The following is a 19226-nucleotide window of genomic DNA, read 5'->3' as shown; positions in this document are numbered from 1 at the left end:
CGCCGCGCGGGACGGGATGGTGCGTGGGGATACCGACTGGCGTGATTCCAGGGTGAGTTGGGCCCCTGACTTGTACGATGGCCGCATGATTCTCGGCAACCACCGCTCAGCCCCGCGGTCCCGCGCGCTGCTGTCGCGCGGTTGTTGTCGCTGATCCCTGCCACGGACGCGGTACGCGTCACGGCCGCCGCGTCCCGCCGACGATGACGTAGCCGCCGTTCGGCGCCAGGGTCCGCCGTTCAAGGCGCCATCGGACACCCGTCCCCCTCGTACGTCCCCGTCACCGTGCCCTGCGCGCGTTCGCGCCGGCCCCCGCCTCCGCCACGCCCTCCGAAAGGCAGGCCCTCATGCCCCACCCCGAATCCACCTACGACCGCCGCAGACTCCGCCAGTGGCTGGCGGGCGAGGCCCGTGCCGACGGAGTCGCCCGGCGTGACCTGCTCAGATTGCTCGCCGCGGCAGGCCTCACGGCGGCCGTGCCCACCGCCCTCGCCACCCCACCGGCCGTGGCCGCCCCCCGAACAAACGCCACCGCGACCGCCCCCGGCATCGTGAAGCCCCTCCCCGACGAGTGGTTCACCATCCGCGGCACCAACGCCGAGACCAAGTTCCCGTCCCTGGCCGGCACCGGCTACCACACCCCCGTGGACCACTTCTTCGTACGGAACCACACCGCCACCCCGGTCCTGGACGCCGAGACCTGGAAACTGACCGTATGGGGAGACGGCCTCGCCCACCCGGAACCCGTCGAGTTCACGCTCGACGAGCTGAAGCGGCTCCCGGCCACCAGCCGCACCGCGTTCGTCGAGTGCGCGGGCAACGGCCGCAGCTTCTTCGCGACCCAGCAGGGCCAGACGGTCAGCGGCACGGCATGGACGCTCGGCGCGATCGGCACGGCCCACTGGAAGGGCGTACGGCTCGCCGAAGTGCTGCGCCGGGCCGGACTCACGCAGCGCGCGGTGGACGTGCTGCCCCGCGGCCTCGACGCGGAGTACGTCACCGCGGACGGCACGAACCTCGGTCGCGTCCGCCGTCCGCTGCCCCTGTCGAAGGCGTTGGACGATGTGCTGCTCGCGTACGAGATGAACGGCGAGCCGCTGCCCGCGGACCACGGCCACCCGGTGCGCGTGCTCGTGCCCGGCTGGGTGGGCATCGCCTCGATCAAGTGGGTCGGCGACATCGAGGTCGCGGCCCAGCCCCTCTACTCGCCCTGGAACACCGACTTCTACCGGCTTCTCGGCGACGCGTACCCCGACGGCGGCAGCGCGCCCCTCACCCACCAGACCCTCAAGAGCGCCTTCGAGCTCGCCTGGAACGCGGATCTCCCGGCCGCCACGGACCAACGACTCACCGGCCGCTCCTGGTCGGGCGCCGGGGGCGTCGTCCGCGTCGACGTGAGCACCGACGGCGGCACCACCTGGCGCCGGGCCCGGTTGCACGACGCCCCGCGCCGGGCGGGCTGGGTCCGCTGGTCCACCGACTGGCGTCCGACGACTCCGGGCACGTACACCCTGCTGGCCCGCGCCACCGACACGACGGGCCGCAGCCAGCCGGAGACGACCGTCCCCAACACCCAGGGCTATCTCTTCGACGCGGTGGTCCGCCACCCCGTGCAGGTGGTCTGACCACGTACGCGCACATGTGGAGGCGTGTTTTCGAGCGCCGATCACGGGACAGAGCCATCTTCAGGACAGTCCCGATCTTGCCGCGACCACCAACGGACCGGGCGCTCGGCTCACCCCGGCCGGCAGCGGGGCATCGCAACGATGCCTCGCTGCCGACGGTCGGCGCGTCAGGACAGGAAGCTTCGGTAGGGGCCGTTCAGGCCGAACTTTCTGGCGCGTTCGTTCTGCATGTTGGTGACGGCCCACCAGTAACGGTCACCGCCGTTGGGCGTGTTCTCGTACCAGCTCCGCGGCTGGTCACCGCCCACGACCTCGACCGCGGGGTTGTTCAGCGTGAAGGTCTGGTTGGCCTCGCCGTGGCAGGCCCCGAACCGATCATCACGGTGAGCAGAGCCGCCCAGAGGGTCAGGAACCGAGATCGTCTCATCCGGCCATTCCCCTGTTCCCCTATTCCCCTGACGGTGAGGGCAGTGTGACGCCGAGGGCCGCCGGGGTGCCGAAGTTGGGTGTGCCGTCGGCGTTCCAGGTGAACTTCTGTGCTCTGGTACTGCGGTTCATGTCGCAGCCGCCGGAGGCGGAACTGTTGGCGTGGTAGACGATCCAGTCCTCGGTCCCGTCGGGCGACTTGAAGAAGCCGTTGTGGCCGGGCCCGTACACACCGTTGGCGTTGGACCTCTGGAAGACGGGGTTCGGTGACTTGGCCCAGGAGGAGGAGTTGAGAGGGTCGCCACCGTTGTAGGTGAGCATCCCCAGTTTGTAGTCGGGCGTGGAGCAGTGGCTGGCGGAGTAGACGATGAACGTCCTGCCGCCCCGCTGGAGGACCTCGGCGCCCTCGTTGACCGCGCCGCCCACCGTCTCCCAGCTGTAGGTCGGGGTGGACAGGACACGGCGGGTGCCACTTGCGGTCCACGGGTTCGACAGCGGCCGGATGAACATGGGCTGTGAGCCGTTGTAGAAGGTGCCGAGGAGGTAGAGCTTGCCGTCCAGTTGCAGAATGCCCGGGTCCAGCTCCCAGGTGTTGTCCTGGGTCGGATCGAGCAGGTCCGCCTTGAAGCTGTAGGGCCCCATCGGGTCCAGGCCCGCGCTTTCGAGCACGTGGATCCGCTGGGTGCCCAGGTCGTACGGCTCCCGTCCGGCCGTGTAGTAGAAGTACCACCGCTTTCCGTTGGGGCCGTCGAGCAGGTGGAACTCCGGGGCCCACATCGTGCCGGCGCCGTTGGGCCGGGTGAGGTTGAAGATCACCTGGTCGGTGGCCGTGGCGAGGCCCGCGAGGGTGTCGGCCTTGCGCATGGTGATCGTCGAGTTCCAGGTCGTGGTGGCGAGGTAGTAGTACCCGTCGTAGTAGGTGAGCCAGGGGTCGGGGCCGCGCTGGGAGAGCGGGTTGGTGAAGGTGCCCGGGCTCGTGCCGCCGCCGGTGAAGCCGGGCAGGCGCCACACCCTGCCGTTCGCGGTGCCGCAGGGCAGCTGCACCAGGCCGGTGTTCGAGGCCGACGAGCCGCCGCTCGGCGCGACGCACTTGCCGGAGCTGACGGAGACGAGGTTGAAGGTCTTGTCGGTTCCGCTGACGGTCACGGGGACGAGCCGCCACTGCTGGTTCGTTCCGTTGTGGCAGGTCCACTGGATGATCGTGGCGTTGTCCGCGGTGGACGCGCCGTAGACGTCGACGCACTGGCCGGAGGCGTGCGTACTGATCGTGTAGGTGTCCGCCGTCCCCGCGACCGGGGTGAAGCCGAAGGCCTGGCTCGCACCGGAGGTGCACGTGTTGGCGCGCAGCTGTGTCCCGTTGGTCGTCGAACTGCCCGGGACGTCAAGACAGTTGCCGCCGTTCTGGTTCACCCCCGTCGAGGTGAAGGTGACGGCGGCGGCCGCGGGCGCAGGCGCCACCAGGAAGGCGACCACCATGGCGAGCACGGCGGTGAGCACGGACAGGCATCTGGAACGGGTCACTGGGCACACCCTTCATCGCTTGGAGGTTGCGGTGGGGCCGTACACCTTTGCCTCGAGGAGGCCGACGGAGTTGGTGCCGTTGCCGGTGAGCAGCACCCGGAGCCGGGTGGTGCTCGTGGCGGTGAAGGTGACGGTGTTGTACTGGTTCTTGGACAGCGGGTAGGTGCCGGCACCGGGCAGGTCGACGTAGGCGCTGCCGTTCCAGTACTGCAGCTTCCATGAGGCGGGCATGTCGATGCCCTGGTCGTCGTCGAAGAAGTACACCTCGGCCTTGTCGAGGGTCTTCGCCGATGGCCAGGTCAGCTCGGCCCATTGCTGGCCGGTCTCCGGCCAGGTCCCCCAGCGCGGGTTCACGGTGTCGTTGGACGAGGGCGGGTCGATCCCGTCGTTGACCGCGGTGACGCTCTCCCAGGAGGAGGTGTACGACGCGGACGCCGTCGCGGACAGGGCCAGGTTGGGGTTGGCCGGTGGCTGGACGCCGCCCCGGTTGTACACCTTGACCTCGGTGAGGCCCGTCTTCGCCCCGGAGGCGTTGGTGGCCAGGACCCGGATGCGCTGAGCACTGATCGCCGGGAACTGCACCAGGTTGTAGTTGGCCCGCGGCGCGGACGGGCTCTTGGTCTGGCCGGGGGCGTTCACCCAGGCACTGCCGTTGTAGTACTGGATGGTGTACGCGGACGGGGCCCGGTAGGTGGTGCTTGCCGGGCGGCTGTCCTTGAAGTACAGGCGCACCTCGTTGAGCGTGCGGGCAGTGCCGAAGTTCAGCTCGTACCAGTCCTGGCTGTTGGCGGAGCCGCCGGCGCCCCAGAACGGCTCGTTGGTGGGATACCCGTCGACCGCGCCGGAGACGTTGCTGCCTGATCCGGTGTGGGACGCGGACACGGTCGCCCCGGAAGCGAGGTTGGTCAGGTCGGCGGTCAGATCGACGCCGGCCTTGGCGAGCATGTCGACCATCTGCGGACTGTTCTGCACGACCTGGTTGGGGGCCTTCAGTCCGGCGACGGCCGAGTGGTGGGTGACCGTGCCGCTCGTGGTGACGTCGCCGGTGGCCGGGTCCCAGGTGAGGGGCACCAGCGAGCTGACGGTGGCGGCCCGGTTGCCGTTGACGTAGATCGAGTAGCCCTCCGGGACGCCGGGATAGCGCACCACCCCGTCGGCCGGGTCGTCCCAGACGATGGACAGGTCGGCGCCCCGGTAGCGGAGGTTGTTGACGGTGAAGTGACTCCAGCCGATGTCGATCGGGGACAGCTCGACCTTGGCGTCGTTACGGGGCCGTAGGCCGGCGACGTCCTCGATCACCGTCCAGTTGCCGCTGCCCAGGATGTTGTGGTGGATCCAGGAGCGGTAGTTGATCGCGCTGCCGTTCCAGTCGGCCCAGAACTCGTTCGCGTCCGGCCACTGGGTGTTGCCGCCGACGTACTGCGCCCAGGTGTTCCAGTAGAGCAGTTTCTTGTAGTCGGTCGCGTTCATCCAGGAGTTGGGGTAGTTGCGCAGCACTGAGGAGTACAGCCGGAACTGGACGGTCGAGTTGATGGTGGAGAAGTTGTTCGAGCCCGGCTCCCCGGCATCGGCTGCTGCCTTCTTGTCGACCTGGTTCGCCGTGTAGAAGGGGAAGATCGGGTACTGGGCCGGATCGTCGTACAGCCGCAGAGCCTGCTTGTACGTCGCTGTGTCGGGGACGGCTCCGACCGAGAACGGGTAGTAGTTGTTGATCTCTTTCCAGGGCACCCATTCGTTGGTCGACTTCAACCGGTGCTCGAACAGTTGCCGGCCCGGATTCCAGAGCACGTTGACGATGGCGTCCTTGATCTGCGTCGCGAGTGTGCGCATCTCGGTGGCCTTGGCCGTGTTGCCGGTCGCCTCGTAGGCCTGCGCGGCGGCGAGCGCGCCGCTGTACTGATAGGCGGACTCGGCGCGGTCCATGGTGCCGGGCTTCCAGTGGAAGGAGACGGCGTCGGCGTCGTTGCCGGTCAGGGCGCCCCAGTCGTACTCGATGAGCTTGTTGTTGTCGTGGTCGTAGTGGGCGAGTTGGCCCTTGACGTCGCCTTCCGCGTAGCGGGCGAGGTTGCCGGCGATCGCGGGCTGGCCGCCGTGGATCTGGTAGCTCTTCCACGCCGCCTCGGCGATGTACTGGGTGTAGCTGTTGGACCAGTTCTCCGGGTCACCCGGGTTGTCGAGGAAGCGGCCGCCCTTGGAGGTCTGGCCGACGCCGATCCAGTCCCCGTACGCGTAGGCCGGGTTGCGCAGGTACTTGAGGTCGTCGATGTGCATCGGCTGGGTGAGCGCGATCGCGTTGTTGTAGCCGAGGACTCCTTCGGTCGAGGTCGGGAACTGGAAGGTCTGCCCGGGGATGTCGGCGTCGAGGCTGTTGAAGCGCATCAGCCACCAGCGGTAGTAGATGTTCTTCTTGATCGCGGCTTCGGGTACGTCGATGTAGGGCACGTTCTTCGCCCACCACAGGTTGTAGGCCCGGACGTGGGTGGCGAACGCGGTCGCAGGGGAGTAGCCCGCGTAGGCGTGGTACTCGGTGAGCGATTCGGGGATCTCGTCGGTGACGAAGCCCATCACCACCTTGGCGGTCACCGTGGCTCCGGCCGCGATCGTCACGGACCGGTTGAGCCCGCCGCCGGAGACGGCGAAACCGTCGCCGGTGAGCCGCGGGCGGATGGTGGTGAGGCCGTTGTAGGCGTTCACCTGCCCGGTCAGCTCGCTGCCGGTGCCCGTGGTGGCGTACGGGGAGGTGGCCCGTAGCTGCAGCGTGGTGGAAGTGCCGCCGTTGTTCTTGATCGACAGGTTGGTCACGGCGACGTTGTTGTCGGTGATGAACTTGGTCTGGTTGACCGTGACCGAGCCGTTGGTGTGCACGCTGTTCCAGTGGCTGGGTGCCTGCCGGCGCTGGGAGACCTGTTCGGTGAAGGTGCCCGGGGTGATCGCGACGGTGTAGGCACTGTTGTCGTTGATGCTCTCCCAGTAGGCGACCTTGCCGCCGAACCCGAGCCGGGAGGGGTCGTGCTCCTTCATGAACACCGCGCGGCCACGGCTCATCAGCCACGGTCCCGCCGGGTCGTCGCCGGAGCGGGCCAGCAGGCGGTCCATCCAGAAGTCGGTCCCCGAACTCTCCGCGTCGTAGATGCTCTGCATCATGTCGCCCGGTGTGTAGGCGACGGGCGGTGCCGGGATCGCGGGCCCGCTGAAGGTGGGGAACCCGATGGTCTGCGCCGCGTGGGCCGGGGTCGCGGTGAAGACGGAACAGACGATGAGCACCAGTGCGACGAGAAGGCGCTTCATCACAGGGCCTGCCGTTCCTGGACGCCCGACAAGTGAGCGGCCTTCGAGGCCGCGTTCGGCCGGAGCCGCATCGTGCTGCCGTCGCCTCGTGCGCCGACGTCGTACCGGTGGGACGCGCTGTTGGCCCCGCCGGGGACCGCCGTCCGTCGTCTTCTCATCGGATGCTCCCTGTCCGGTCGACAGCAAGCGTCTGCACCCGGGCGCGCATGGTGACGGGGCATCGGCTGCCGTCGCTCATGTAGTGCTCATGACATAAAGCTGTGCCTGTGAGGCTGTGCTTATAGGGCTGTGCACGTGGAAGCGCTGAAGTGCGAGGAAGGGGACCGCTCAGGGGAGTGGTCCCCTGCGTCCCCGAGAGGTGCTGAAACGAACCTAAAAGGTTTTCGCAACGTAAGTGTGGGCCCTGGAAGTGTCAAGAGGGACGCGAGCGGCCCCACCTGTCCACGAGATGGCCAGGCGTCGCAGCCGGCTGTTGCGGAACACCGGGCGCCGGCCGCGGTGCTCAGGACAACGGCGCGGTGGACCCCCTGATCACCACGCGGCAGGGCAGGGTCTCGACGCCCGAGCGCCGTGCCCCGGCGATCGCGCTGAACAGGGCGTGTGCGGCCGCCCGCCCGACCTGTTCGAGGTTCAAGTCGACACTGGTCAGCGGTGGGCGGGAGGCGGAGGTAAGGATCTGCCAGTTGTCGAAGCCCATGACCGCCACGTCCTCCGGCACCCGGTGGCCCCGTTCGCGCAGTACGTCCATGACACCGCGAGCGATCTGGTCACTGCCGCACAGGACGGCGTCGACGTCCGGGTGCTGGTCGAGCAGCATCGCGGTGGCCGCCCGTCCCCAGCCCTCCGACCACACCCCGAACCGTGGTTCGCCGACCAGGGCGAGGCCGGCGTCGGCGAGCGCGGACCGGGCACCCTCGGCCCGCTCCTGCGCCGCGAGATACCCGGGGTCGCCGGTGATGTGCGCGATCCGGTGACGGCCGCAGGCGAGCAGATGGTCCACGGCGATCCGACCGGCGCCCACGCTGTCGGGGACGATGGACAGATCCGCCGGATCCTCCGACGGGGCGTACGCGTAGACGACGGGGACGGGCAACTCGCGGCCCAGGGACGGGCGCGGGTCGGTCCGGCTGCCCACCACGATGAGGCCGTCGACCCGGCGTCCCAGCAGCGCGCGGACGTGGTGCTGCTCGCGGATCGCGTCGCCACGGGCATCGCAGAGGAACACCGCGACCTCGCCCGCTCCGAAGGCGTCCTCGGCACCCATGAGGATCGGGATGCTGAACCGGCCCTCCAGGTCGCTGGTGAGCAGACCTACGGTGCCTGTGCGCCCGGCGAGCAGACCGCGGGCCAGCTGGTTGGGCCGGAACGACAGCCGCTCGGCCGCGTCGATCACCCGCTGCCGGGTCTCGGCGCGCACCTGGCTGCGGCCGTTGAGGGCCTTGGACGCGGTGGCGATGGATACGCCTGCCAGCCGGGCGACGTCGCTGAGTGTGGCGGGCTGCGAACGAGAGGGGTCGGTGACCTGTGCCATGGGGTACTCCTGTCTCGTGTCGTGGGCCGGGCCGTCGAGGCTGATGCGTCGGGCGTAAAACAGTACGCGAAAGGTTTCGGAGCCGGATCCGCTCTGCCTTTCGATGATCCGTCGACACCCGCTCGCTGCAAGGGGATTGACGGGCACCAGGTCGAGTCCTAGCGTCTCAGAAAACCTTTTCGGCCCCTTCCCGCCGTCCGCCGTACAGTCCAGCGCCACCACAGCCATCGGCATCCATCGTCCCGACGGCAGGCCGCGTACGGCCTGCCGCGACAAGAGGGGGAGCGAACATGGGGAGCACGATCGGACCACGTGGACGCGTAGGCCGCCTCGTCACCGGCACCGTCGCCCTGCTCGCCGCGGCGAGTCTGGTCACGGCGTGCGGGTCGGGGGACGGCGGTTCGGGCGGTGGGGGAGGGAGCGGGGCGGCGGATGCCGACGGCGTCGACGACGGTGCGACGCTGACGATGTGGACGCGTGCGGCGACCCGGCCGCAGAGCGAGGCGCTGGTCAAGGCGTACAACGAGAGCCACCAGAACAAGATCGAGCTGACCGTCGTCCCCACCGACGACTATCAGGCCAAGGTCGGTGCGGCCGCCGGGTCCAAGGACCTGCCCGACCTGTTCGCCTCCGACGTGGTGTTCGTCCCGAACTACACCTCCAGCGGGCTGTTCGCCGACCTCACCGAACGCGTCGACGCCCTGCCCTTCGCCGAGAACCTCGCCCAGTCGCACATCAAGGCCGGCACGTACGAGGGCAAGAAGTACGTCGTGCCGCACACCCTCGACCTGTCGGTGCTCTTCTACAACAAGGACCTCTACCGGAAGGCGAAGCTCGACCCCGACAAGCCGCCCACCAGCCTGAGCGAGTGGGACCGGCAGGCACGGGCCGTGGACGCGCTGGGCGGCGGCGTCAACGGCACCTTCTTCGGCGGCAACTGCGGCGGCTGCGGCGTCTTCACCTGGTGGCCGTCCGTCTGGGCCGCGGGGGAAGAGGTGCTGAACAAGGAGGGAACCGAGGCAACTCTCGCCTCCGACGCCGCGAAGAAGGTCTACGACACCTACCGCGGGTGGGTGAAGGACGACATCGTGGCCCCCGGCGCACGCGAGGAGACGGGCACGACCTGGACCGGGGTCTTCCCGAAGGGCGAGGTCGGCGTCATGCCCATGCCGTCGACCACCCTGGGGCTGATGCCCAAGGGCCTCGACCTCGGTGTCGCGCCCATCCCCGGACCCGACGGCGGCAGGTCCACCTTCGTCGGCGGTGACGCCATCGGTATCGCCGCCACCAGCAAGTCGGCCGACCAGGCCTGGAACTTCCTCGCCTGGTCACTGGGCGACAAGGCACAGGTCGACGTGGTCGCCGCGCACAAGGACGTGGTGGCGCGCACCGACCTCGCGTCCAACAAGTACTCCGAGGCGGACCCCCGGCTGGTGACGATCAACGAACTCGTGGCCGACGGCCGTACCCCGTACGCGCTGAAGTTCGGCCAGACCTTCAACGACCCCAACGGGCCCTGGCTGAGCATGATGCGGGACGCCGTCTTCGGCGACGGGACGTCCGTCGACAAGGACAACGACGCGGTCAGCGCCTCACTGGCCGACTGACCGGCACCCGGCTCCCGCAGCACCCCTCCCACGTCACACGGCAGAGGAGAGTCATGCAGGTGAAGGCAGCCGACCCAGCGGCGGCCGAACCCCGGACCCGGCCGGAACACCGGGTCCGCCCGTCCCGCGCCACCCCGCCCCGGTGGCGGTCCCGCAAAGTACAGGGTCTCGCCTACGCGGCCCCCACGGCCGTGTTCGTCACGGTGTTCTTCCTGCTGCCGCTGCTGCTCGTCGGGCAGATGTCGCTCAGCGACTGGCCGCTCCTCGCGGGCGACCGGGGCTTCAACGCCCCCGAGAACTACACCGACGCGACCGACAGCACCCTGTTCTGGCCCGCGGTCCGCTTCACTCTCCTCTACACGGCGATCGTCACCGTCGTACTCCTCGGCCTCGCCCTCCTTCTCGCCCTGCTGGTGCAGGAGTCGCGGCCCGGGGCGGGCTTCTTCCGTACGGTCTACTTCCTGCCCGGCGCCCTGGGACTGGCCTCCGCGTCCCTGCTGTTCTGGGGCCTGTACAGCCCCAGCACCGGTCCGCTCAGCCGCCTCCTGGGAAAACTCGGCCTCGTCGACGACCCGGTGTCCTTCCTCGGCACACCGACCTCAGCCCTGCTGTCGACGGTCTTCCTCATCGTCTGGAAGTTCGCCGGCTTCTACATGCTGATCCTCCTCGTGGGCCTCCAGCGCATCCCCCAGGAGGTGTTCGAGGCCGCCCGCATGGACGGCGCGAGCCGCGGCCAGATCTTCCGCTCCATCACGCTGCCACTGCTGCGGCCGTCCCTCGCCCTGACCCTGCTGCTCTGCGTGACCGGATCCCTGCTCGCCTTCGACCAGTTCTTCATCCTCACCAAGGGCGGACCGGACAACAGCACCGTCACCGTCGTCCAGTTGATCTACCGCGAGGCCTTCCAGCGGCTGAATCTGGGCACCGCGGCGGCCCTGTCGATCACCGTCCTTGCCGTGCTGCTCCTGCTCAACGTCCTCCAGTTCCGCGGTCTGCGCCGCGCCGACGAGTCATGAGCCGTATCTCATGAGAAGGGACACCACGGTGCTGACCCGCGCCCTCGGCCGGACGCCCCACTACGTCGTCGCCGGAGGTCTGGCCGTCATCTTCCTCTTCCCGCTGCTGTGGAACGCCTGGGCCTCCGTCAGCGGACAGCCCGGCACCGCACAGGAATCCGGCTACGGCCTCGGCAACTACCGCACGCTGCTCGACTACGACGCGGGCCTGTGGCGATACCTCCTCAACAGCACCGTCGTCTCAGCGCTGACCGTCGCCCTGACCCTCGGAGTGTCGCTGCTGGGCGGCTACGCCTTCGCCCGCTTCGACTTCCCCGGCAAGAACCTGCTGTTCCTGGTGACCCTGGCCATCCTCATGGTCCCCTACGCCACCCTCCTCATCCCCCTCTACGTACTGCTCGGCAGACTCCACCTGCAGAACTCACTGATCGGGCTGAGCCTGGTGCTGGCCATGTTCCAACTGCCGTTCGCCACCTTCATGATGCGGATCTCCTTCGAGGCGGTGCCGCGCGAACTGGAGGAGTCGGCGCTGGTCGACGGCTGCGGCACGGCGGGCGCGCTGCGGCGGGTCCTCCTCCCGGCGGTGCGACCGGGACTGATCACCGTCGGCCTCTTCGCGTTCCTCGCGGCCTGGAACGACTTCATCGCACCGCTGATCCTCATCTCCGACAGCGAGAAGGCGCCGCTGCCACTGGCCGTCGCGAATCTGCGCCAGCAGAGCATGGGCGCCGTCGACTACGGCGCCACCGAGGCGGGCGTGGTGGTCCTCGCCGTGCCCTGCCTCGTCCTCTTCCTGCTGCTGCAACGGCACTACGTACGGGGCTTCATGTCCGGCGCGCTCAAGGGCTGATGGCTGACGCGTCAAACGACCTGGCCGGACAACCGGGACAACCGAAGGGATGAACCGAAGGCATGAAGTGGTGAAGGAGAACACAGCGGGGTCACTCGTCCTTCCGGTGGCGCCGACCCGCGGCAGGCTGCGACCACTCGGTCTCGACGAGGTCAGGATCACCGGGGGATTCTGGGCCCGCCGCCGGCACACCAACGAGAGCGCCTCCCTCGGCCACTGCCGCGACTGGATGGAACGCGTCGGCTGGACCGGCAACTTCCGGGCCGCCGCCCAGGGCCGCATCCACCGGGACCGGCGTGGCCGGGAGTTCGCCGACTCCGAGCTTTACAAGCTCCTCGAAGCCATGGCCTGGCAGGCCGGCACCTCGGGCACGTTCGACACGGACATCGCCGCACTCACCGAGGCCGTCGCATTCGCCCAGGAATCGGACGGCTACCTGAACACCGCCTTCGGCCACCCCGGACAGCAGCCCCGCTACAGCGATCTCGAATGGGGCCACGAGCTCTACTGTCACGGGTTCTTGATCCAGGCGGGCGTGGCCCAGGCCCGGGCTCGGGGCGAGGGCGAGCTGACGAAGATCGCCCGACGGGCTGCCGACCACGTCTGCGCCACCTTCGGGCGGGGCGGCATCGAGGGTGTCTGCGGCCACCCCGGGATCGAGACAGCCCTGGTGGAACTGGCCAGGCTGACGGGGGAACAGCGCTACCTCGACCAGGCCGCGCTCTTTGTCGACCGCCGCGGCCACGGCACGCTCGCCGACAGCGAGTTCGGCCGCGTCTACTACCAGGACGACATGCCCGTACGCCGAGCCACGGTGCTGCGCGGCCACGCCGTCCGCGCCCTCTACCTCGCGGCCGGCGCCGTCGACGTGGCCGTGGAGACCGGGGACGACGACCTGCTCGACACGGTCGTACGGCAGTGGGAGGCGACGGTCGCCCGACGGACCTATCTGACAGGCGGCATGGGCTCGCACCACCGGGACGAGTCCTTCGGCGACGACTTCGTCCTCCCGCCGGACCGCGCCTACTCGGAGACCTGCGCCGGCGTCGCCTCCGTGATGCTCAGCTGGCGGCTGCTGCTGGCCACCGGCGAGCCGCGTTTCGCCGACCTCGCCGAGCGGACCCTGTTCAACGTGGTCGCGACGTCCCCGGCGGAGGACGGCCGGGCCTTCTTCTACGCCAACACCCTGCACCGACGCCACCGGGGCGCCGTGCCCGCCGTGGACGCGGTGAGCCCGCGCGCCGAGTCGAGCCTGCGCGCGCCCTGGTTCGCGGTGTCCTGCTGTCCGACCAATGTGGCGCGGACGCTGGCCCAGCTGCCCGCGTACCTCGCGACGGCCGACGACCACGGCGTGCAGCTGCACCAGTACGCCGACGCGGAGATCGCCACCTCGCTCGAGGACGGCCACGGGGTCGCGCTGCGCGTCCGTACCGACTATCCGTCGGGCGGAAGCGTGACCGTGCGCATCGACCGGTCGTCGTCGGACCGCCCGTGGACCGTGTCGCTGCGCGTCCCCGCGTGGACGGCGGGCGCCACGGCGTGGCTGGTCGACCCGGACGGGACCCGCCGTGCGGTGGCCCCGGGCATGGCCGAGGTGACCCGCAGTTTCCGGCCCGGTGACGAGATCCGGCTCGAACTGCCCGTACGGCCGCGCTGGATCCGGGCCGACCCGCGCGTCGACGCCGTCCGCGGCACGGTGGCCGTCCAGCGCGGGCCGCTGGTGTACTGCGCGGAGTCCGTGGACCTGCCCGACGGACACGACGTCGACGTGATTCGGGTGGACCCGTCCGTCGCGCCGGAGGACGGGCCGGACGGCACCGTGGTCACCGCTGGGCAGATCACCGCGTACGACGCACAGCACGACGAGACCTGGCCGTACCGGCCGCTCGACAGGGCCGCCGTCCCGCCCTCCGCCGACCGCACGGGGATCGTCCTGGTCCCCTACCACTCCTGGGCCAACCGCGGGCCTTCGACGGTACGGGTGTGGCTGCCGGCCGTGGAACCGGGCCGTCCCGCCCCGCCGGACACCACCCCCACAGGGAGGTAGCCGTGCACGGACCGCGAAGACGGCACCGTCACCGGTACGCCGGGCCGGGCACCTTCGAGGTGAGGGGAAGCGTGGCAGGGAGCAGCCATCGTGCCACGGTCACCGTCACCGTGATCGCTGCTCCCTGACCGCGCGGTCGCCGTACCGCCGCCCGTACCCGCCGATGACCGACGACTGATGACCGATGACCGACGACCCATCACCGATGACCGATGATCGGAGTCCGTGCATGTCCCAACCCCCCACCCGCCGCCGTCTGTTGAGACTCGCCGCCGGGACCGCGGCCGCGGCCCCGCTCGCGTACGCCACCCCCTCGGCGTACGCCGGCGCGACCGGCCCGGTCCCGCCCGCGGTGCCCGTCCGGGCCGCCGCGGCTCCGGTGCCCGCCCCGCCCACCTGGGCCGTGCGCCCCTTCCCGCTGGACCAGGTGACGCTCGACGACGGTGTCTTCCGCCGCAAGCGCGACCTGATGCTCGACTACGCCAGGGCGTACCCGGCCGACCGCATCCTGGCGGTCTTCCGGGCCAACGCCGGGCTCGACACCCGTGGTGCCCGGCCGCCCGGCGGCTGGGAGACCTCCGACGGCAACCTGCGCGGCCACTACGGCGGCCACTTCCTCACCCTCGTGGCCCAGGCGTACGCCGACACGCAGGAGGCCGCGCTCAAGGCCAAACTGGACTACCTGGTCGGAGCGCTCGGCGAGTGCCAGCAGGCGCTGGCGGAGCACGGGTCGCCGAGGCCCAGCCACCCCGGCTACCTGGCGGCGTATCCGGAGACTCAGTTCACCCTGCTGGAGAGCTACACGACGTACCCCACCATCTGGGCGCCGTACTACACCTGCCACAAGATCATGCGCGGTCTCCTCGACGCGCACACCCTCGCCGGGAACGGGCAGGCCCTGGAGATCGCCTCGAAGATGGGTGACTGGGTGCACAGCAGGCTCAGCCCCCTGCCGACGGCGCAGCTGGAGCGGATGTGGTCGATCTACATCGCAGGCGAGTACGGCGGGATGAACGAGGTGTTGGCGGACCTGTACGCCCTCACCGGCCGGGAGGGACACCTCGCCGCCGCTCGCTGCTTCGACAACACCGCGCTGCTGAACGCCTGCGCCGAGGATCGCGACATCCTGGAAGGCAGGCACGCCAACCAGCACATCCCGCAGTTCACCGGCTACTTGCGGCTGTTCGACGCCACGGGAGAGGAGGAGTACGCCGACGCCGCCCGCAACTTCTGGGGCATGGTGGCGGGCCCCCGGATGTACAGCCTGGGCGGTACGGGTCAGGGCGAGATGTTCCGCGCCAGGGGCGCCATCGCGGCCACCCTGGACGACAACAACGCCGAGACCTGCGCGACGTACAACATGCTCAAGCTGAGCCGGCAGTTGTTCTTCCACGAGCAGGACCCCGCCTACATGGACTACTACGAGCGGGGCCTGACCAACCACATCCTCGCCTCCCGCCGGGACGCCCCCAGCACGGACAGCCCGGAGGTCACCTACTTCGTCGGGATGGGCCCGGGGGCGCAGCGCGAGTACGACAACACCGGCACCTGTTGCGGCGGCACCGGCATGGAGAACCACACCAAGTACCAGGACTCGGTCTACTTCTGCTCCGCCGACGGCAACGCCCTGTACGTCAACCTCTACCTCGCCTCGACACTGCGGTGGTCCCAGAGGGGCTTCGTCATCGAGCAGACGAGCGAGTACCCGGCCGAGGGCGTACGTACCCTGACGATCCGTGAGGGCAGCGGCAGACTCGACGTGAGACTCCGCGTTCCGTCCTGGGCCACGGGAGGGTTCAGCGTCACGGTCAACGGGGTCCGGCAAGGGGCCGAGGCGGTGCCCGGCAGCTACCTCACCCTGAGCAGAAGCTGGCGGCGCGGCGACCGGATCCGGATCTCCACTCCCTACCGCCTTCGCATCGAAAGGGCCCTGGACGACCCCGCCGTCCAGTCGGTGTTCTACGGGCCGGTCCTGCTGGTCGCTCGGAGCCAGGAACCGCAATTCCGCGCGTTCTCCTTCTACAAGGACTTCACGCTCCGGGGCGATCTCGCCGACTCGATCCAACCCGAGGGCCGTCCGATGCACTTCACCACGCACGGCCTGACCCTCGCACCGTTCCACGTCGCGGACGACACCCCCTACCACGCCTACTTCAAGCGCTCAGAACCCGTCGTCGTGTTCGGTACGACCGACTCGGGCGTGCCCAACCGCGCCCGCGGTGACGGTCTGACCTTCCTCGATGTGCTCTGGGAGCAGGCTCCCTTCGCCACCTCCGGCCGCTTCGTGGGGGCGGTACGCGCCCTCGCGGACGGATGGCTGTCCGAGGGACTGTTCACGCGCACCGAGCGGGATCGCGTCGTCGCGGCCGCGGGCCGCGCGGACCTGAAGCGCTGAGGTCGGCACCGATCTCCACCACGACGGATAAGGCCTACGCCACCTTCTGCGTCGGCTGCTGACAGGCGCTAACGGCTCAGGCCGGCGACGAAGCAGCCCCTCGGCGGACACCGCCCCTGGAACATGCGGGATGCGTGCCGACTCTCCCGGCACGCATCCCGATCCCGGCCGCCCGCCGCGTTCTCCCTCCGGCTGACTGTCCGGCCCGGCGCACAGCGATCGATGCACGCCGGTTTCGTAGGCGGTTTCCGCGCCGCTCACGGCTTGTGCGCTCCGCTGTTCGGGTTGCCCGCTCCGCTGTTCGGGGGATTCCGGCGTCACTGTTCTGGCATGGCGGAACCGGCCGGGAGCGTACTGGTCGGACCGACCGGAGTCGCCCAACTCTCTGCCGAGGGACGACGGTGTGCCTGCCCAGCACCCGTCGCCGCTGATAGCGGCCCCTGGCAGTGGGGGACGAGAGGCGGCCCCAACCAACCCAGACTCCTGCGGAGGGCCGATCCATGCCTGCAACCCTGACCTTAGCCACCACCTCGCCGAATCCTTCGGTCATCGGTCAGCCGGTGACGCTGACCGCGACCGTCATCCCCCTCGGGGCGGGGACTCCGACGGGGACGGTCACCTTCACCGTCAGCGGCGGGCCGACCGTGACGGCACCCCTCGTGGGCGGTACCGCGACAGTGACGGTCACCAACCTGCCCGTCGGAAGCCTCCCGGTCACCGCCACCTACAGCGGTGACGCCAACTTCACCCCGTCGACGGGTACCACGGTCCAGGTGGTCCTCAAGGCGTCCACCCTGACGACGGTGACCTCCGCACCGGATCCGTCGACCTTCGGCCAGGCGGTGACGATCACGGCGACGGTGGCGCCGGTCGCGCCGGGGACGGGCACGCCGACGGGCACGGTCACCTTCGTCATCAGCGGGGGGCCGACCCTGACGGCACCGCTGGTGGGGGGAACGGCGACGGTCACCACGAACGCGTTGAGCGTCGGCCCGCACACCATCACCGCGATCTACGGCGGGGATGCCAACTACCTGCCGTCCTCAGGGACGGACACGCACACGGTGCAGGACAAGGCGGCCACCACGACGACGGTGACCTCCTCGCCGGATCCGTCGGTGACGGGCCAGCAGGTGAGCTTCACCGCCACCGTGGCGCCGGTGCCCCCCGGGGTGGGCACGCCCACAGGAACGGTGACCTTCACCTTCGGCGACGGGCCGCCGCCGGTGACGGTTCCCCTGGTGGGAGGTGTGGCCACGGTCAACCACACCTACACCAGCACCACCGGCAGCCCGTACGCGGTCACCGCGACCTACAGCGGGGACGCCAACCTCAAACCCTCCACGGGCACGGACACCCAGACCGTGCTGCCGGCGGCGACGACCACGACGGTCACGTCCGCGCCGGATCCGTCGGTGGTGGGGCAGTCGGTGAGTTTCACCGCGACGGTTGCGCCGGTGGCGCCGGGCGCGGGCACGCCGACGGGCACGGTCACGTTCACCTTCGGGGACGGGTCGCCGACGGTGACGGTGCCGCTGGCCGGTGGCACTGCCACCACCACGCACGCCTACACCACCACCACAGGCAGCCCGTTCACGGTGACGGCCACCTACAGCGGCGCCGGGAGCTTCGTCACGTCGTCGGGCACGGACACGCAGACGGTGGCTGCGGCGGGGACCAGTACGACGGTGGTGTCGTCGCCGGATCCGTCGGTGGTGGGGCAGTCGGTGAGTTTCACCGCGACGGTGGCGCCGGTGGCGCCGGGTGCGGGTACGCCGACGGGGACGGTCACCTTCGACTTCGGTGACGGGTCGCCGACCCAGAGCGGCACCCTGGTGGGCGGCACGGCCACGGTGACCCACACGTACACCACGACAACCGGCAGCCCGTTCGCCGTCACTGCCACCTATGCCGGGAACAGCAACTTCGCTGGTTCCTCGGGCACCGACACGCACACCGTCGGTCAGTCGGCCACGACCACGACGGTCACGTCCGCGCCGGATCCGTCGACGGTCGGCCAGGAAGTGACCATCACCACGACGGTGGCGCCGGTGGCGCCGGGTGCGGGCACGCCGACGGGGGCTGTCACCATCAACTTCGGTGACGGCAGCCCGGCCGAGACGGTGACCTTGGTGGGTGGTACCGCGACGGTGACCCACACCTACGCCACCACAACCGGCAGCCCGTTCACCATCAGCGCGTCCTACGGCGGGGACAGCAACTTCGTCTCCTCGACCGGCACGGACACCCAGACCGTACTGCCGGCGGTGACGACCACGACGGTGGTGTCGTCGCCGGATCCGTCGGTGGTGGGGCAGTCGGTGAGTTTCACCGCGACGGTGGCGCCGGTGGCGCCGGGTGCGGGTACGCCGACGGGGACGGTCACCTTCGACTTCGGTGACGGCAGCGCGACGGTGACGGTGCCGGTCGCCGGGGGCACTGCCACAACCACGCACACCTACACCACGACAACCGGCAGCCCGTTCTCCATCAGCGCGTCCTACGGCGGGGACAGCAACTTCGCTTCCTCGACCGGTACGGACACGCAGACGGTGGCTGCGGCGGGGACCAGTACGACGGTGGTGTCGTCGCCGGATCCGTCGGTGGTGGGGCAGTCGGTGAGTTTCACTGCGACGGTGGCGCCGGTGGCGCCGGGTGCGGGTACGCCGACGGGGACGGTCACCTTCGACTTCGGTGACGGCAGCGCGACGGTGACGGTGCCGGTCGTCGGCGGTACCGCGACGGCCACGCACGCCTACGCCTCCACCACCGGCAGCCCGTACGCGGTGTCGGCGGTCTATGGCGGTGACGGCGACTTCACCGGTTCGACCGGTACGGACACGCAGACGGTGGCTGCGGCGGGGACCAGTACGACGGTGGTGTCGTCGCCGGATCCGTCGGTGGTGGGGCAGTCGGTGAG

At 69.8% G+C, this 19226-nt stretch carries 12 protein-coding genes; 7 read left to right on the top strand and 5 right to left on the bottom strand.

All coding sequences use genetic code 11. The features are described from left to right. Positions 1 to 347: 347 nt before the first annotated feature. Positions 348 to 1625 carry a sulfite oxidase gene (locus AB0D57_RS15800; RefSeq protein ID WP_362072040.1) on the top strand — a complete coding sequence of 426 codons (1278 nt, stop codon included), beginning with the start codon at positions 348 to 350 and terminating at the stop codon, positions 1623 to 1625. A gap of 167 nt (positions 1626 to 1792) precedes the next feature. Here AB0D57_RS15800 and AB0D57_RS15795 read toward each other — a convergent pair whose 3' ends face one another. The 5 genes from AB0D57_RS15795 to AB0D57_RS15775 all read right to left on the bottom strand — a co-directional run bounded on the left by AB0D57_RS15795 (position 1793) and on the right by AB0D57_RS15775 (position 8391). Beyond that, positions 1793 to 1933: a hypothetical protein gene (locus tag AB0D57_RS15795; protein WP_362072038.1), complete on the bottom strand. Its 141-nt coding sequence runs from the start codon at positions 1931 to 1933 to the stop codon at positions 1793 to 1795. 139 nt (positions 1934 to 2072) lie between these two features. After that, the gene (locus AB0D57_RS15790; RefSeq protein WP_362072036.1) at positions 2073 to 3572 is read right to left on the bottom strand and encodes a family 43 glycosylhydrolase; all 1500 of its coding nucleotides are present in this window, start codon (positions 3570 to 3572) and stop codon (positions 2073 to 2075) included. A gap of 12 nt (positions 3573 to 3584) precedes the next feature. Beyond that, on the bottom strand, positions 3585 to 6860 hold the full coding sequence (locus tag AB0D57_RS15785; protein WP_362072034.1) for a discoidin domain-containing protein: 3276 nt from the start codon (positions 6858 to 6860) through the stop codon (positions 3585 to 3587). Further along, positions 6860 to 7018, bottom strand: a complete 159-nt coding sequence (locus tag AB0D57_RS15780; RefSeq protein WP_362072032.1) for a hypothetical protein — start codon at positions 7016 to 7018, stop codon at positions 6860 to 6862. Before AB0D57_RS15780 ends, AB0D57_RS15785 begins: the two co-directional genes overlap by 1 nt. 344 nt (positions 7019 to 7362) lie before the next feature. Then, on the bottom strand, positions 7363 to 8391 hold the full coding sequence (locus tag AB0D57_RS15775; protein WP_362072030.1) for a LacI family DNA-binding transcriptional regulator: 1029 nt from the start codon (positions 8389 to 8391) through the stop codon (positions 7363 to 7365). 290 nt (positions 8392 to 8681) lie between these two features. Here AB0D57_RS15775 and AB0D57_RS15770 point away from each other — a divergent pair, with 290 nt between their 5' ends. The 6 genes from AB0D57_RS15770 to AB0D57_RS15745 form a co-directional block, all read left to right on the top strand. Further along, complete coding sequence (locus AB0D57_RS15770) at positions 8682 to 9998, top strand: sugar ABC transporter substrate-binding protein (RefSeq protein ID WP_362072028.1); 1317 nt, start codon at positions 8682 to 8684, stop codon at positions 9996 to 9998. Between the two features lie 53 nt (positions 9999 to 10051). Next, positions 10052 to 11014: a sugar ABC transporter permease gene (locus tag AB0D57_RS15765; protein ID WP_362072026.1), complete on the top strand. Its 963-nt coding sequence runs from the start codon at positions 10052 to 10054 to the stop codon at positions 11012 to 11014. Between the two features lie 28 nt (positions 11015 to 11042). Then, positions 11043 to 11864, top strand: a complete 822-nt coding sequence (locus AB0D57_RS15760; RefSeq protein WP_362072172.1) for a carbohydrate ABC transporter permease — start codon at positions 11043 to 11045, stop codon at positions 11862 to 11864. 49 nt (positions 11865 to 11913) lie between these two features. Then, a complete protein-coding gene (locus tag AB0D57_RS15755) occupies positions 11914 to 13911 on the top strand; it encodes a beta-L-arabinofuranosidase domain-containing protein (RefSeq protein ID WP_362072024.1) in 1998 nt (665 codons plus the stop codon). Positions 13912 to 14140: 229 nt separating this feature from the next. After that, entirely contained in the window at positions 14141 to 16306 is a 2166-nt protein-coding gene (locus AB0D57_RS15750) for a beta-L-arabinofuranosidase domain-containing protein (RefSeq protein ID WP_362072022.1), read from the top strand. Between the two features lie 500 nt (positions 16307 to 16806). Then, on the top strand, positions 16807 to 19226 hold a 2420-nt coding region (locus AB0D57_RS15745), incomplete at its 3' end, for an Ig-like domain-containing protein (RefSeq protein ID WP_362072020.1).

Source organism: Streptomyces sp. NPDC048275, from assembly GCF_040652275.1.
GTDB lineage: Bacteria > Actinomycetota > Actinomycetes > Streptomycetales > Streptomycetaceae > Streptomyces.
The sequence above is the reverse complement of the archived record's forward strand: the minus strand, read 5'-3'. Positions and strand labels throughout refer to the sequence as shown.